General features: G+C 50.7%; 14 protein-coding genes and 4 tRNA genes. 11 read left to right on the top strand and 7 right to left on the bottom strand.

Features of this window, described 5'->3' with window-relative positions; translation table 11 throughout:
* Position 1: 1 nt before the first annotated feature.
* The 3 genes from C3Z11_RS12675 to C3Z11_RS12685 form a co-directional block, all read right to left on the bottom strand.
* Positions 2-1,729: a SulP family inorganic anion transporter gene (locus tag C3Z11_RS12675; RefSeq protein ID WP_106478317.1), complete on the bottom strand. Its 1,728-nt coding sequence runs from the start codon at positions 1,727-1,729 to the stop codon at positions 2-4.
* A 9-nt stretch (positions 1,730-1,738) separates the two neighbouring features.
* The gene (locus C3Z11_RS12680; RefSeq protein WP_106478318.1) at positions 1,739-2,047 is read right to left on the bottom strand and encodes an HlyU family transcriptional regulator; all 309 of its coding nucleotides are present in this window, start codon (positions 2,045-2,047) and stop codon (positions 1,739-1,741) included.
* A 128-nt stretch (positions 2,048-2,175) separates the two neighbouring features.
* A complete protein-coding gene (locus C3Z11_RS12685; protein WP_106478319.1) occupies positions 2,176-3,396 on the bottom strand; it encodes an argininosuccinate synthase in 1,221 nt (406 codons plus the stop codon).
* Positions 3,397-3,642: 246 nt separating this feature from the next.
* On the opposite strand from C3Z11_RS12685, the gene rnt reads away from it, so the two are divergent.
* The gene (gene rnt, locus C3Z11_RS12690; RefSeq protein WP_106478320.1) at positions 3,643-4,308 is read left to right on the top strand and encodes a ribonuclease T; all 666 of its coding nucleotides are present in this window, start codon (positions 3,643-3,645) and stop codon (positions 4,306-4,308) included.
* Positions 4,309-4,441: 133 nt separating this feature from the next.
* On the opposite strand, the gene C3Z11_RS12695 is transcribed toward rnt, so the two are convergent.
* Both C3Z11_RS12695 and grxD read right to left on the bottom strand, forming a co-directional pair.
* Positions 4,442-5,068 carry an HPF/RaiA family ribosome-associated protein gene (locus tag C3Z11_RS12695; protein ID WP_106478321.1) on the bottom strand — a complete coding sequence of 209 codons (627 nt, stop codon included), beginning with the start codon at positions 5,066-5,068 and terminating at the stop codon, positions 4,442-4,444.
* A 198-nt stretch (positions 5,069-5,266) separates the two neighbouring features.
* Positions 5,267-5,608 carry a Grx4 family monothiol glutaredoxin gene (gene grxD / locus C3Z11_RS12700; protein ID WP_106478322.1) on the bottom strand — a complete coding sequence of 114 codons (342 nt, stop codon included), beginning with the start codon at positions 5,606-5,608 and terminating at the stop codon, positions 5,267-5,269.
* A gap of 314 nt (positions 5,609-5,922) precedes the next feature.
* On the opposite strand from grxD, the gene argF reads away from it, so the two are divergent.
* A complete protein-coding gene (argF, locus tag C3Z11_RS12705) occupies positions 5,923-6,843 on the top strand; it encodes an ornithine carbamoyltransferase (protein ID WP_106478323.1) in 921 nt (306 codons plus the stop codon).
* 191 nt (positions 6,844-7,034) lie between these two features.
* On the opposite strand, the gene C3Z11_RS12710 is transcribed toward argF, so the two are convergent.
* Positions 7,035-7,110 (bottom strand) — tRNA-Ala (locus C3Z11_RS12710).
* Positions 7,111-7,267: 157 nt separating this feature from the next.
* Between C3Z11_RS12710 and uvrC the strand changes: the two genes are divergently transcribed.
* From uvrC to C3Z11_RS12735, 5 genes are all read left to right on the top strand, one after another.
* On the top strand, positions 7,268-9,085 hold the full coding sequence (gene uvrC, locus C3Z11_RS12715; RefSeq protein ID WP_106478324.1) for an excinuclease ABC subunit UvrC: 1,818 nt from the start codon (positions 7,268-7,270) through the stop codon (positions 9,083-9,085).
* Positions 9,086-9,145: 60 nt separating this feature from the next.
* Complete coding sequence (gene pgsA / locus C3Z11_RS12720; protein WP_106478325.1) at positions 9,146-9,694, top strand: CDP-diacylglycerol--glycerol-3-phosphate 3-phosphatidyltransferase; 549 nt, start codon at positions 9,146-9,148, stop codon at positions 9,692-9,694.
* A gap of 101 nt (positions 9,695-9,795) precedes the next feature.
* Positions 9,796-9,871 (top strand) — tRNA-Gly (locus C3Z11_RS12725).
* Positions 9,872-9,876: 5 nt separating this feature from the next.
* Positions 9,877-9,950, top strand: a tRNA-Cys gene (locus C3Z11_RS12730).
* 20 nt (positions 9,951-9,970) lie between these two features.
* Positions 9,971-10,057, top strand: a tRNA-Leu gene (locus C3Z11_RS12735).
* Between the two features lie 217 nt (positions 10,058-10,274).
* Here C3Z11_RS12735 and C3Z11_RS16910 read toward each other — a convergent pair.
* Complete coding sequence (locus tag C3Z11_RS16910) at positions 10,275-10,433, bottom strand: hypothetical protein (RefSeq protein WP_158701043.1); 159 nt, start codon at positions 10,431-10,433, stop codon at positions 10,275-10,277.
* 435 nt (positions 10,434-10,868) lie between these two features.
* On the opposite strand from C3Z11_RS16910, the gene C3Z11_RS12740 reads away from it, so the two are divergent.
* From C3Z11_RS12740 to C3Z11_RS12760, 4 genes are all read left to right on the top strand, one after another.
* Positions 10,869-12,353, top strand: coding sequence for a right-handed parallel beta-helix repeat-containing protein (locus tag C3Z11_RS12740; RefSeq protein ID WP_106478326.1), 1,485 nt, complete (start codon positions 10,869-10,871; stop codon positions 12,351-12,353).
* A 653-nt stretch (positions 12,354-13,006) separates the two neighbouring features.
* Positions 13,007-14,611, top strand: a complete 1,605-nt coding sequence (locus tag C3Z11_RS12750) for an ABC transporter substrate-binding protein (RefSeq protein ID WP_317450678.1) — start codon at positions 13,007-13,009, stop codon at positions 14,609-14,611.
* Positions 14,612-14,678: 67 nt separating this feature from the next.
* Entirely contained in the window at positions 14,679-15,614 is a 936-nt protein-coding gene (locus C3Z11_RS12755; RefSeq protein WP_262927388.1) for a S66 peptidase family protein, read from the top strand.
* Positions 15,615-15,706: 92 nt separating this feature from the next.
* On the top strand, positions 15,707-16,012 hold the full coding sequence (locus C3Z11_RS12760; protein ID WP_106478328.1) for a hypothetical protein: 306 nt from the start codon (positions 15,707-15,709) through the stop codon (positions 16,010-16,012).
* The last annotated feature ends 19 nt before the right edge of the window (positions 16,013-16,031 follow it).

Genomic DNA, 16,031 nt, shown 5'->3' on the forward strand with positions numbered 1-16,031 from the left:
TTCATATCTGAAAAGCAAGATCCTCCCTGGTCAACGAGCGCCATGCATGGCCTGTTGAAAAGAATACGCGCTCACGATGCGTTTCAAGAAATACGGTATGGGCCAGTTGATCCTTGAGAGGTCCTCTCAATTCAGCGAGATAAACCGTAATGCCCTGCTCGGCAAGACGCGCCTCTAGCCGTTCCAGCATATCAAGTGCCGCACTATCGATATGAATGACAGCACTCATCACCAACACCAGGTCGGTGACCGCTTCGCGTTCGGCAAGATGCACATTGATCCAGCGCTCCAGCTCACCCATGTTGGCAAAATGAAGATCGGCATCGGGGCGCACCATCAACAGGTGCGGCAGAATTTCTACATTGAAGCGCTCACGGTTACGAAAGCCACCGTCGGGTAACTGGCCTATCTCAGCAATATGCGGGCGACTGGACCGCGCCAGGAGCTGTGCTAGTGCAATGCCTACGCCTATTGCGAGCCCTTCCATGACACCCAGCAATAATACGCCAATAAACGCGGCCGCCCATGCCAGCCCATCTGCACGTGAATAACGCCAGGCCCGCTTGAGCGGCATTAAATTAACCAAGGGCCAGGCGGCCTGAATAACAATTGCTGCCAGCACGGCCTGTGGCAACGGGGCAAAAAGCGCCGTGGCAAAAAGCAGAATGCCGACTAGCGTCAGTGCCGCAAACAGCGATGACAAGGGTGTACGCGAACCTGCCTGATCGTTGACAACAGCGCGCCCTAGCCCGCTGGTCACCGGGAAGCCGCGGGTCAAGGCGGCGAGAATATTGGCCGCACCCAATACCCATAGTTCGCGCTGGCTGTAGATGCGCTCACGATGCTTGGCCGCCAGTGTCTCCGCCACGGAAATAGCACTGACATAATTGACTAGTGCGATACCGAGAGCGGGCGCCCACAGGCTTTGTAAAGCATCAAGAGAAAACTCGGGCAGGGCAGGCAGCGGCAACCCTGCAGGTACCCCACCCACGCGCGCCAGTTCAGCAGGCCAGACAGGGACAATCACAAGCGCCATAATCAAGGTGATGAGCGGCCCGGTCTTGCCCAACACTTCAGCAGCGCCTGACGGGACATGGAGAAAAGAAAGGAGTGATGTTAACCAGCGCTTCATTACCAACAGCGCTAAAAGCGCTGTGATACCGAACGCAGGCGTGCTCCATGAAAGCTGTTGCCATTGTTCTGCCAGCGCCATCATGCGCATGAAAAGATTTCCGGAAGATGCCGGCAGGCCGAGTAGATCAGCGAGCTGTGACACAACAATCATCAACGCCGAGGCTGTGGTAAATCCCTGCATGACCGCAGGACTGACGAAATTGATCAATCGTCCCAGCCTGAAGAAATAGAGCACCAATAACCAGCCACCCACTAATAATGCCAATATGGCTGCCCAATTGGCAAAATCAGATAACGGTATATTCTCGCTACGTAATGTTTCCCCTACCAATAATGATGTCAGCGCCATCGGTCCCATCGCAATGACGCGACTAGTCCCGAACAGCGCATACAACAGCAAGGGTGCCAGCGCAGTATAAAGCCCCATTTGTGGCGGCAATCCCGCCAGCATGGCGTAGGCCATGCCCTGGGGCACCAAAAGCGCCGCCGTGATCAGTCCCGCGACGACATCAGCCAAGCGTTCGCTGACACTCAGTTGCCGCCAACGCGACAGCGCAGGAAAAAGTTCAGGCGAGGTTGAGCCATAGGCGGTCATGGCGGGTACTTACCGTTCAAACATGCGTTCGCCATGATCTTCAATAAAGCGCTCCGCCTTGCGCACCATCAACTCGTTACAGCCATCACGATCAGGCACGGTATCGGAACGCTCAAAGCGGTGTTCTTTCATTTCACCTGCGACTGACTTGCGAATCCAGCCGCTGACCCGGTATTGCCCGTTGGCATCCTGAGGATCAGGGGTAATCAAGAATCCCTTGTAATCGATGGGGTCCACCTCAGGCTGTTTTTTCTTGTTTGCACTACGTTCCTGCCCCCCACTGTTACCCAATAGCCCAGCCAAAAGACGTTTCATCATCGTAGTTGTTCCTTGTCATTCATCCGGCAGTCAACCGCAAAAAGCCGCGACGTATCGCGGCTTTTCAAGCCTTGACGATCTTGTTTCATGATCGTTCAAGGCGATATTTCTTTCCAGCAAACGCAGCGTTAGTCCGTATTGCGTCCTTTGGTGGCGGCGATACGCAGACGCAGAGCATTGAGCTTGATAAAACCTTCAGCATCCTTCTGGTTATAAGCGCCGGCATCATCTTCAAAGGTGGCGATTGAGGCATCAAATAGCGAGTCGTCGGACTTGCGGCCAGCAACGATGACATTGCCTTTATAGAGCTTGACCCGCACGGTGCCGTTGACGCTGGTCTGCGATTCATCAATCGCTTTTTGCAGCATCTTGCGCTCCGGGCTCCACCAGTAACCGTTGTAAATCAGTTCGGCGTACTTGGGCATCAATGCATCCTTGAGATGCGCCGATTCGCGGTCGAGGGTGATGGATTCGATAGCGCGATGAGCACGCATCATGATGGTGCCCCCTGGCGTCTCGTAGCAGCCGCGCGACTTCATGCCGACGTAGCGGTTCTCGACAATGTCGAGACGACCGATGCCGTTTTCACCACCGACCTTGTTGAGATGCGCGAGAATTTCATGCGCCTTCATCGCCTTGCCGTCGATGGCAACAATATCGCCCTTCTCATACGTCAGTTCAATATACGTTGGCTCATCCGGCGCTGCCTCGGGGCTGACGCTCCAGCGCCACATGTCTTCTTCGGCCTCGGCCCACGGATCTTCGAGAATGCCGCCTTCATAAGAAATATGCAGAAGATTGGCATCCATCGAATACGGCGATTTCTTCTTGTTCTTGGCGAAATCAACCGGGATATTGTTGCGCTCGCAGTAATCCATCAATTTCTCGCGCGAGTTCAGATCCCACTCACGCCACGGTGCGATAACCTTGACGCCAGGTTTGAGCGCATAGGCACCCAATTCGAAACGAACCTGATCGTTACCCTTGCCGGTCGCTCCGTGCGAAATCGCATCAGCACCCGTCTCGTTGGCAATTTCAATCAGGCGGCGCGCAATCAACGGACGCGCAATCGAGGTGCCAAGCAGATACTCGCCTTCATAGATGGTATTGGCGCGGAACATCGGGAAGACGTAGTCACGCACGAACGTCTCACGCAGATCCTCTATATAGATTTCCTTGACGCCAAGTGCCTGAGCCTTGGCACGCGCGGGTTCGACCTCTTCTCCCTGACCGAGATCGGCGGTGAAGGTCACCACCTCGCAACCGTAGGTTTCTTGTAACCATTTAACGATTACGGAGGTATCCAGCCCACCCGAATAGGCGAGTACGACCTTCTTCACATCGGACATGCCCAGCTCCTTACTCAATGAATGAATCCCACCGCCCTCACTGGCGGCCGGTAATTGTCCACTGAGTATAACGCCCTTGCAGGACAGCGAACACCAACGAGCGGAGGAGACCTATAGCTGCTAAACTGCGTTTGCTTTTACCTGTCTCTTTTCCATAGACGATATAAGGCTCGCCGTGCCGGTCAATTACAGCGCAATTTCACGTCTTCTCTCTTTCCTAGCATGCTCAATACCGGGAGGGAAGGCATGACAAGTGATACTCCCCCGAACATGATGGCAAAACGCTTTCGCGGCTTTTTGCCAGTCGTTGTCGATCTGGAAACCGGCGGATTCAATCCCCATACCGATGCGCTGCTGGAAATTGCGGCGGTCACGTTAACGATGGATGAAACCGGCAATCTGCTGCCAGACCAAACGTATGCTTTTCATGTTGACCCTTTCCCCGGTGCCAATATCGAGCAGGCAGCACTGGAGTTCACCGGCATTGATCTCGATAACCCGTTGCGCAAGAATGTTGCGCTTTCAGAAAGCGAAGCGTTAGGGGAAATTTTCAAGCCGGTACGCAAGGCGCTTAAATCGCATGGCTGCAATCGTGCGATTTTAGTAGGTCATAATGCTGCCTTCGATCATGGCTTCCTCAATGCGGCCGTATTGCGATGTGGCGTAAAACGCAATCCTTTTCATCCTTTTTCAAGTTTCGACACGGCAACGCTTTCCGGGCTGGTGTATGGCCAAACCGTTCTCGCGCGTGCCTGCCGCGCCGCAGGTATTGAGTTCAGCAATAGCGAAGCGCATTCAGCGCGCTACGATACCGAGCGTACGGCAGAACTGTTCTGTGCCATCGTTAACCGGTTCAAGGATTTAGGTGGCTGGAATCTCGCCATGCGCGAGCAAAGCATGGACGAAGAGTAAGCGTCTATTATTGGCTAGCTTGATAAATAGATAGCGCTTTTAACGAGAAAAGCCCGTGAAGATTGTTCACGGGCTTTTTCTCAATCACGTTTAGCGTCTTACCAATACTAAACATATGCTCGACGCATGTACCTTAGTTACTTTCCCATCCTTTGGGCATCTCTAAGCCTTCATCTGCGTCAGTGCCGCCGACCCCGGGCTTATCAATGATCTGAACCGTACTGGCCTGTAACCCTTTATCGCCTTCTTCCGGCTCAAAACGCACTTGGGTACCCGCCGTCAAGCGATCAAAATCGTCATGCAGCACAGAATTGCGATGAAAGTAAACGTCCTCTCCACTGGCATCCTTGAGAAAGCCATACCCTTCTTCTGCAAAGGTACGCGCTACAATAGCAACAGTTGGGCTGGTCGGTTCATCATGATGCTTAACGTCATTATTACGCTTGGCAACGTGCTTCTTCAGCTGCTTTTCCATCGCCTCACAGGCCTGTCGAATCAGAGGACGCAGTTGAACTTGCGGATCGGTAAGACGCTCTTCTTTATCGGCAACTAGCTCACCCTTGGCAGGTAGCGTTACTTCAACAAGCACACGATAGGGATTACCCGTGCGATTGTTATTTTGTGTCTGCTCGACAACAACACGGCAACCGATGATGTCATTACAGAAATGTTCCAGCTTGTCGACGCGTGTGCGGATATACTCATCGATCCATTCTGATCTCGATACACCGTTGTAGTTGATCTCAAGCGGAATCTGCATGCTGTATCTCCCTCGTCACTTACAGGTAGGTATCCGATTCATCTCCTTGATCGGCCCTTACTCACAGCGTGGTCGTAGCTGCTTGGCTTTTCAACAACAATTTCAATCAGTTTAGTAGTTTGCATAAACATCTATGCCAAAAGAAAGGGCCTGCCAGCACTAAGCTGGCAGGCCCTTTCAACGCTCATAGGCGTCTATTTAAGCATTGTCTTCCTGAGAAGCTGCGCTGGATGCCTGCTTGATCATCGGTTCGAGTTCACCATTTTGGTACATCTCGACGATGATATCGCATCCGCCCACAAGCTCACCGTTGATCCAAAGCTGCGGGAACGTCGGCCAGTTAGCGTACTTGGGCAGTTCAGCACGAATATCGGGATTATCGAGAATATTGACGAAAGCAAAACGTTCGCCACACCCCATCAACGCTTGAACCGCTTGGGCGGAAAACCCGCACTGCGGCAGCTGAGGCGTACCTTTCATGTAAAGCAGAATGGTATTTTCGCTGATCTGTTGCTTAATCGTGTCGACAGTTGCGCTCATAATTTTATTCCTCGGACGTGGGGTTGGCTGAGCAATTTAAATGCTCGCGTCGCCGTGGATGTTGCCATGCTAACTATTCTACCTCGACATGAAGTTAAAATCAGCCTCTGCACAATGAAGCTTGCACTCAGCGTTGCGCCATTGCTGCTCGCTCGCTAGGATGATGTCCTTTTAGTGAGACCTCCAACAACAAAGGTCTCGAGCAATGTTGGGCGCCGCCGTTCTCGTCCGAGGCACTAGGCTTCGGATAGTCGTGGCGCCTTTTTCGTTCGCGGTGAACACCTACGTGCTATCTACGTAACAGGAGCGATACGATGGCCCCACGCCACTTCCTCACCTTGATGGATTTCTCTTCTCAGGAGCTGGAGTATCTTATCCAGCGTGCGATCACGATCAAATCAGGCCTTAAGCAGCATGGGCCCGTTTACGTCCCTTTAGCCAATCGCACCATGGCGATGATCTTCGAGAAGTCCTCTACGCGCACGCGGGTATCGTTTGAAACCGCCATGGCACAGTTCGGTGGACACGCCCTGTTCCTGTCACCAAGAGACACACAGCTTGGACGTGGCGAACCGATTGAAGATACGGCGCGCGTACTGTCCGAGATGGTCGATGTTGTAATGATTCGTACCTTCGCTCACAAGAATCTCGAAGACTTTGCCGCCGCCAGCTCGGTGCCGGTCATCAATGCGCTTTCCGATGACTACCACCCTTGCCAACTGCTCGCCGATATTCAAACCTGGACGGAGTGTCGTGGGCCGGTACGCGGCAAAACGGCTGTATGGATCGGGGATGGTAATAACATGTGCCATTCATGGATCAATGCTGCCCGCCAATTCGATTTCAAACTGCGTATCAGCTGCCCCGAAGGCTACGAGCCGGACGCAGCCATTCTTGAAGCGGCGGGTGAGCATGCGCAGATTGTACGCGACCCCATGGAGGCGGCACGCGGCGCTGATCTGATTACGACTGATGTATGGGCGTCAATGGGTCAGGAAGAAGAACAGGCCATCCGAGAAGCGGCCTTTGAAGGCTATCAAGTCGATGAAGCCATGCTGGACTGTGCCGACGACAACGTTATTTTCCTGCATTGCCTGCCGGCCCACCGCGGCGAAGAAATCAGTACGACCCTGCTTGACGACCCGCGCGCCGTTGTGTGGCAAGAAGCCGGCAATCGACTGCATGCACAGAAAGCCCTGATCGAGTTTTTATTGCTGGGCCGCATCAGCGATTGATGATCAGGACGCCACTCTTTTGAATAGCCGCGCGCATGCTGCGCGGCGTTACGGTAGATTGGTTGTATATTTTTCACCAGCCTACTAACGGCAAGATAGCCACTCACTCAACTCAAGCACGCTAGCCCACAATTGCTTAGTCATGAAAAAAGCCGCTTGAGCGAATGCTCAAGCGGCTTTTTAGAAATTCTTGGTGGAGCCTATCGGGATCGAACCGATGACCTCAACGCTGCCAGCGTTGCGCTCTCCCAGCTGAGCTAAGGCCCCCTCTTAAATCTGAGGCGAAATATACGGATCTCACGGCAACACGTCAAGAGCTTCATGTTCTTTCAACAATTTTTAGCGCGCAAAGAGGCAGTTACTTTCCTCATTGTCGCCTACCTTTTGGTAAAATACGCTTATGGATAGCCACGATGAGGTAGGCATGGAATTCAACGCCAGGCAATTTCTAAAGGCGGTTACGGAAGCGCCAGGCGTCTATCGCATGTTCGACGCACAGGAAAACGTGCTTTATGTCGGCAAGGCGAAACGCCTGAAACAGCGTCTGGCCAGTTATTTTCGCGGCAGCGGACTCAATGCCAAGACACAAGCGTTGGTCGCTCGAATCTGTGACATTCAAGTCACAGTCACCCGCAGTGAAACCGAGGCATTATTGCTTGAACAGACGCTGATCAAAACCTTGCGTCCGCCTTATAACATTCTGCTACGGGATGATAAGTCTTATCCTTACGTTTTCGTCTCTGACCGTCATCCTTATCCCGCTCTCGAATTTCGCCGCATTCGCCAGAAGAAAAATGATGGCCGCTACTTTGGGCCTTTCCCTAGCTCGAATGCAGTACGGGAAAGTCTGGCATTAATGCAGAAGATATTTCGTATCCGTAATTGCGAAGATACGGTTTTTGCCCATCGTGCTCGCCCTTGCCTTCAGTACCAGATCGGCCGCTGCAGTGCCCCCTGTGTCGACTACATCGATCAGGACAGCTACCGACGTGATATTGAGCGTGCCATCTTGTGCATGGAAGGCAAAAGCGATCAGGTAACGTCTCAGTTGAATACCGAGATGGAAAACGCAAGCAAAACGCTCAATTTCGAACAGGCCGCCTTCATCCGGGATCAAATACAGCAGTTGCGCCGTCTACAAACACAGCAATCCGTTGACACTGAAGGTGGGGATGCCGATGTTTTTGCCCTTGCTGAGCGCCCGGGAGGGCTATGCATCAGCGTCCTCATGATTCGCCAGGGACGTGTACTCGGCTCAAGGCACTACATGCCAGATAATGGTCTGGACTTATCCTCTGATGAGTTACTGACCAGTTTCGTTAGCCAATATTACCTTGGTCAGGAGCGGGAGGTGCCTACCGAAGTGCTGACCTCTCATGCTCTGGATGATCATGATGTTCTACAAGCGGCCCTTAGTGAGAAAGCTGGCAAGCATGTGCGCTTGGCCACTCAAGTACGCGGACACCGGGCAATGTGGCTGGAACTTGCTTACACCAATGCCGAGCAGCATCTGGCCACTCAGCTGGCTAGTCATCAACAGTTAAGCAAGCGGTTTCTCGCTTTACGTGACGCACTGGGCATGCAGGAAGCTCCCTCACGACTTGAGTGCTTTGACATCAGTCATAGCCATGGCGAGGCGACCGTTGCGTCGTGTGTCGTATTCAATCAGGATGGCCCAGCCAAATCCGACTATCGCCGCTTCAATATCGAAGGTGTGGCCGCCGGGGATGACTATGCAGCAATGCATCAAGCCTTGACGCGACGTTACAAACGTATTCAAAACAAGGAAGCCAAGCGGCCCGATATATTGATTGTGGATGGCGGCAAAGGACAGCTCAACATGGCGCGTGATGTTTTTAATCAACTCGGCATTACTGACATCGTGCTGTTAGGTGTCGCTAAAGGAACGACGCGCAAGCCAGGGCTTGAGACTCTTTTTCTAGAGACAATCGACCAAAGCCTGACCTTGGAAGGCACGTCTCCTGCTCTTCATCTGATTCAGCATATTCGTGATGAGGCTCACCGTTTCGCCATTACCGGTCACCGCCAACGGCGCGACAAGCAACGCCGGACATCTACGCTTCAGGATATTCCCGGTGTGGGTCCCAAGCGTCGGCGTGAGCTGTTACGCTTCTTTGGTGGACTTCAAGGGGTAAAAAGAGCCTCACGAGATGACCTTGCGCGCGTCCCGGGTATTAATGCCCAGCTTGCAGCACAGATTCACCAGGCTCTTCATGGATGATCAGGTCTGGAAAGCGTTAGAATATCAATGATGACCATCGGCTAGGACGCTAAAAGCACAATGAATATTCCCAATATCCTGACTTTGCTCCGGATCGTTTTTATTCCTCTGTTGGTCGCGGCCTTTTACCTTCCTTATTGGTGGAGTTATTCCTGTGCCGCCGGGCTCTTTGGCATAGCCGCGGTAACTGACTGGTTTGATGGTTACCTGGCAAGGCGCTGGAATCAGAGCACTCCATTCGGTGCATTCCTGGACCCTGTTGCCGATAAGCTCATGGTAGCCGTAGCGCTAGGACTCTTGATCGAACGTTATGACAGCGCGCTGATGACATTGCCTGCATTGGTGATCATTGGCCGTGAAATCGTCATTTCTGCACTGCGTGAATGGATGGCAGAGCTCGGCAAACGCGCCAACGTAGCTGTCTCGATGGTGGGCAAGCTCAAGACCACCATGCAGATGGTATCGATCTTCACTCTGCTCGCTTTCCCTATCGGTACCGTATACGCACAGCTAGGAGTCGTTATGCTTTATGTGGCCGCCATTTTGACGCTGTGGTCGATGTTTAGCTATTTACGAGCCGCCTGGCCAGAACTGACTCGATCGATTTGAGTCTCGCGTAAGAGCGTGCTTTTAGAGACTTTTTTGCACTCATGATTGACACAATGATTCGCATACGTATAATTCATCCCCGTGCTTGGCACTGATGTCGAGCGGGAATAGCTCAGTTGGTAGAGCGCCACCTTGCCAAGGTGGAGGTCGCGAGTTCGAGCCTCGTTTCCCGCTCCATAAGAGGCTGGATGGCAGAGTGGTTATGCAGCGGACTGCAACTCCGTGTACGCCGGTTCGATTCCGACTCCAGCCTCCATTTTCCTGCCAAATTCTCTCGCCCGGATGGCGGAATAGGTAGACGCAAGGGACTTAAAATCCCTCGCCCGTTAGGGCGTGCCGGTTCGATTCCGGCTCCGGGCACCATCAAGTATTCAACCTCTCTCCTCCATTCAGCATTATCATCATAAACAAGATGGATAATTGCTACTGAGATGCATGATTGCACCTACCTATTTAGCCGCTTTAAACCCTTTACTCTTCAATTGAATAAGCGCTTATACAAGTTCTATTTTCTGAACTTGTGAAACAATGGTTGTGCAGTTAAAGCTTATTAAGGCTCGCTGCCACATAGCCAAACATCTCAAACAAACAGAATAAAAACAAAAAAGATCACGATTACAGAAAGCGCTACGGTTAGAACAATTTTTCCCGTCAGATGACTCTCTTCATGACGATGCTCGTCCTGCATTTCCGGCTGTTGCTCGGCATCTGCTTTTTTATTTTGCTTATTGCTTTCCATTTTACTTCCTCTCAATGACCGACTTTTGCAGCGTAGAATGAACAATCCTAAAAGTGCTTTCAATATCTATGTTAAACACAATTAATAGCTATATCAGCCAATAAATTCGGCTCGGAAGCTAATAGGATTTTACTTGGCAAAGGCTAAAACATCATCTCTTTATAACCACTCACCTCTATGTAACTTCATTCGCCGGCACATAAATATCCCACGCCTTGTTATCGCCCAATAATTAACTTAATAAATAAATGTTAAATTCAATTTTGTAGAATATTAATTTATCGTGTCATCTCTCATCTCATGTGTAAACCTATCTGGTACACCTTGCTCAGCTAGAAAGAAATATCAAAATAAGCGAACGTTAATAGCGTCGACTCAACGAAGTATTCTCATTTAAATGATGTCGACATAACCAGCTATTAACGGGAGTTAAACATGGCAGACCTTACTACTGAACAAGGCATTCTTGAAATAGTTAGCCAAAAAAACAATGCCAAGACAGTTATTGACTTTGGTGCAGACCCAACAGGTAAAACAGATAGCTCCGCAGCTTTCCAGGCCGCAGCCGATGCGGTTGACAGTACTATTCGCGTGCCTTCCTGGGGACGTTATCGTATTGATAAGCAGGTCAGCCTGCGGAAAGGGAATGCAAGCCGCAAGCTGCTTATCGGCCAGAGCTTTAACCACTTTGGTAATGGCGGTGAGCGTGCTTCGCTCTTTCCCGGCCCGAACCTTGAGGGCGCAATGTTTGATGGCGCCTACATTGTTGAGCGTATCGCATTTCGTGCCGAAGGCAACCAGAAAGCCATCGCCTTTGAACTTGATGCTTACGCCAACCAGGTGATCGGCTGTTCCTTTAATGGCTTCAAACGCGCTATTTCAACGTATGGAGGCGTTAACCAGACCTATGCCCGGAATCAGTTCACAGGATGTACCGATGGCATTTATCAATGGGGCGGCGTGGCAACAGTCAGCCAGTTCAAGGAAAACCTCTTCCAATACGTAGACAACTGCATCGTCTTTGAAAATGAAGCGCATGGCATGAGCTTCATGGGTAATACCTTTGAGCGCGTCAAGGGTTATCCTATTCGTGCTAAATCCCTACTCGATGCAGCCATTATTAACAACTGGTTTGAGCATACCAACGGAGGTGGTGAGGATGTTTCCCCGGTAACTACCAGCGCTTCACAGCAAATCCAAAGTGCTTATACCGCTGGCAATCACTGCCAATCTGGTTTTCGAAACATTTTCAGCGATGCAACGCACAGCGGCCGCGTCGGAGGTGTTATCACGGATAAAGGCAATCTTATTGTCCGAGACCCTACCGGTAGCGCCACCAGGCTAAAACAGACTGGTCTTTATCAAGAAATTGATGATTGGGCGGGGCTTCGTCAGTTCATTTTCAAAGCGGGTCGTGCAAAAGCTGCTCAAAAGTCAGCAGACTTCCTATTCCAAACCGGGCACAAGGGATCACACTATTTCGAAGCTTACGATAACGATGGTAATGCACAGCCTTTCAGCGGAACGTTCAATTACCGCATGGATGCCGACCGTTACCATATCGAAAAGCTATCAAGCTACTTCGGCATGGATGGTGAAACTCAGAAAGATGGATATAGTATTTTAACCAGCACGCCCGCGATGATGAAGTGGTCATCTACCGAAGGGCACCGTCGCAATATGGCTCTGTTTTCAGAAGCAAAATTCGAGGATGGCACGTTGACCTTGAAGCTGAAGGAATTGGTACGTAATCCGGTATTCATTCCTGTTGCACAAGGCGCGCAAATTGAATTAATTGAGATGATCGAGCCCTATCAGCGTCCTACTTGGGAACATTGCAAAGGTTGGAAGATCACATTCAAAGATAAGCAGATGCCGAGCGAAGTACATATGTCGCTGACATGCTATGAAAATACTTAACATCAACCGTCTTATATAAAAGACTAATCGAAGCAGCGGGAGAATAGGTAATTGTTATCTATTCTCCCAACTTAAATTTCCAAGTATGAATATCAAGTTGTAACGATCAACCATATTTTCACCTAAATAGAAAAATGCGAACTCGCCGAATATAAGTCTTGCATCGATTTCTATCTGACTCCCAAGCCAAATTAATAAAATGCTGTCGTTAAATACCACATCATTAGAAGCCAATCATGGTCCTTTAGCATCGATATCGGATAAATTAAAGCTTCCCCATTTTTTCAAATAATTTTTATCATCATCTCATTAAACCATCTCCTATTTTATTAGCTGGCTTCTAAGCTTCTCCTCTAATTAATAACCTAAACTGTGGTCTCACTAACCATCTTTACGCAATAATCCAGAGCATAAATACCACAATTGATTAAACCATATTAATTTGGATAAAAAATCACTACTTTAGCGTCCAATGGAAAGCAACAGTTGCCCGATACTGCTATTGACAGTAGGTCGCCCACCCATTAGCTTCGCAGCACACTGAGGCATAGAAATAGTATAAGCTTATACTCTTTTCTCAGCATAAGAAATTTAGTGCAATAACAAGACTCTATAAGATTTCCAACAATAACGCTCAGGCAGGATGATGACTTATGAACAACAAGATGCGGCGCTTGGCGACGACCAGCGCTCTGGTCAGTGGTTTGCTTCTGGCAGCAAGCGGTTCAGCGCAGGCCAAGACATTGGTTTACTGCTCGGAAGGGAGTCCTGAAGGCTTCAATCCTCAGCATTATACCACCGGCACTACCTTTGATGCCGCAGGACGTACGGCCTATGATCGTCTTGTCGAATTCAAACCCGGCACTACGGAGATCGAACCCGGTTTGGCAGAATCGTGGGATATCTCTGATGATGGCAAGACATATACCTTCCATCTACGAGAAGGCGTAAAGTTTCAGAAAACCGACTACTTCACTCCGTCTCGCAACTTTGACGCTGACGATGTCCTTTATTCATTCAACCGTCAGCTAGATCCTGAAAACCCTTGGCATAAGATCGGCGGCGGCTATGAGTATTTTGAAGGTATGGGCCTCCCTGACCTAATCGGTCGCATCGAAAAGGTCGACGACCACACGATCCGTTTTCATCTGAATACTCCGTCCGCTCCTTTCCTCGCCGACATGGCGATGGATTTTGCCTCGATCCTTTCCAAGGAATATGCCGATCAGTTGATGGAACAAGGGCATCCAGAGCAGATGAATCAGAAACCTCTGGGTACTGGCCCGTTCATGTTTGCTGGTTATCAGAAAGATGCCTATATCCGTTATATGGCGCATCCTGACTATTGGCGCGGTAAAGCCCCCATAGATCGATTGGTATTTTCGATTACGCCTGATGCCTCGGTTCGCTATCAGAAACTACAGGCTAATGAATGTCAGGTAATGGCCTTCCCGAATCCGGCCGATCTTGATGCCATGAAGAACAACCCGGACATCAATTTGAAGTCAGCACCGGGGCTCAACATCGGCTACCTATCGTTCAATACTGAAAAGGCGCCGTTTGATAACGTCAAGGTTCGCCAAGCCCTTTCGATGGCCGTCAACAAGAAAGCCATTATCGATGCTGTTTACCAGGGCGCAGGAACCGAAGCCAAGAACCCGATTCCACCCACCATGTGGAGTTACAACGACGCTATCGAAAATACGCCCTTCGACCCGGAGAAAGCCAAACAACTGCTCAAGGAAGCAGGAGTAGAAAACCTGTCGACCGAAATCTGGGCCATGCCGGTACAACGACCATACAATCCCAATGCTCGTCGCATGGCAGAGATGATTCAGGCCGATTGGAAGAAGATTGGCGTTAATGCCAAGATCGTTTCCTATGAGTGGGGGGAATACCTGCGCAGAGCACAACAGGGCGAGTCACCCACAGGTCTGTTTGGCTGGACAGGAGATAATGGCGATCCTGACAACTTCCTCTACACCTTGCTTTCCTGCGATGCAGCCGAAAAGGGGTCCAACTACGCCAAGTGGTGTTATGAGCCCTTTGAAAAACTGGTCACAGAGGCGGCACGGAAGACAGACGAGAGCGAAAGAACCAAGCTGTACGAGCAGGCACAACAGGTCTTCCACGAGCAGATGCCATGGCTGCCCATCGCTCATTCGGTGGTCTACGAACCCGTACGTAGCAACGTGAAGAATTATGTCATCATGCCGACAGGGGTTCATTCATTCTACGGCGTAGACCTCGCGGAATAACGGCGGCAATGCAAGGCCCCAACGGACAATCGTTAGGGCCTTGTATGCTCCTGTGTACCGAGAAAATATGATCATGCCCCATGAAATTTCTGGCTTAATAGCTGATTGCCTGTATGACAGCGTTAGAGGTCATCTTGGTAAGATCGCGCTTGTTGCCCCTGCCGGAGCGCTGGATCAGGACCAGGTGATCGAGACATGTAATCGTCTTGAGCAAGCCGGTATAGAGGCAGTTCTTACTACTCACGTCTTGGAACATCACCGCTATATGGCCGGCAGCATCCAGGCACGCCTGGATGATCTCTACGAAGCCTACGCTACTGCGGACGTGACAGCGGTATGGTGCCTGCGCGGTGGTTACGGCTGCGCTCAGCTGCTGCCGCATATTGATTGGGCACGGTTGAGTGACGTACCGCTCATCGGTTACTCGGACATTACGGCGCTACTGAATAGCTTTTACAGCCACGGCCTGAAAGGTATCCATGGCCCAGTGGCCTGCGAACTGGCACGTGATTTCGATAACACTGAACAACAAAGTCAGCGCTTTGCGTCACTACGCTCGATTAGCCATGTATTGACCGGTCAACACGGCACATCATCGTGCATGCACCATGTCAGTGGACATAGCCAAGTGGTCAAGGGACCCATGATTGGCGGAAATCTAACTACGCTTGCCAGCCTCGCGGGAACACCTTACGCCTTAAAGATACCCGAGAATGCGATTTTGATTCTAGAAGATGTAGGCGAGTCCTATTACCGCCTAGAGCGTAGTTTGTGGCAACTGTTTCATAGCGCCGATATGCAGCGTATCGGCGCTGTTTGCTTGGGGACATTTAAAAATTGCGCTAACCCCGGAGCTCATTCTCTTGAAGCTATTTTCAATGAGTGGCTCAAACCTTGGAATATCCCTCTCTATACGGGTCTTCCTTGTGGGCATGGCGCTGACAACCATGCATGGCCTTATGGACAAGCCGCCACATTATTTGAAGACACGCTAAGCTGGTAAAAATACCTGATTATCTGCAAGCTTTCACAAGAAGCGAGCAGCCAAATAATAACGGTCGATCACGACTTATTAAAATAAAGAGGACGACGATCATGACCACGGCTCATCGTGTCCGGCAGCATGCGCTGATCGCGCCAAGCGCCGGAAAGTGGTTTACCAACGCACTAAATGGCTCAACCCTGTCTCTAATACTCCGCTTGAAAAACAGCACGGGAGAACTTCGCTCGCGAGCTCTCAAGCGCTCCCCTACTGATAAGAATATCTCGTCCTGCAATGATGAGATGACGGCCATGCTCAAGCCCATCAAGTTGAAGGATAAGGCTCACCTGTTTTTCCCAAACATGCTAAAGCCCCATCGAACCTTGATCCGGCATGGTAGGCACCAAGAAGCACCGTAACTCTTTACCTGACAGGCAT

It is taken from the genome of Phytohalomonas tamaricis, from assembly GCF_003012345.1.
Classification (GTDB): Bacteria; Pseudomonadota; Gammaproteobacteria; order Pseudomonadales; family Halomonadaceae; genus Phytohalomonas; species Phytohalomonas tamaricis.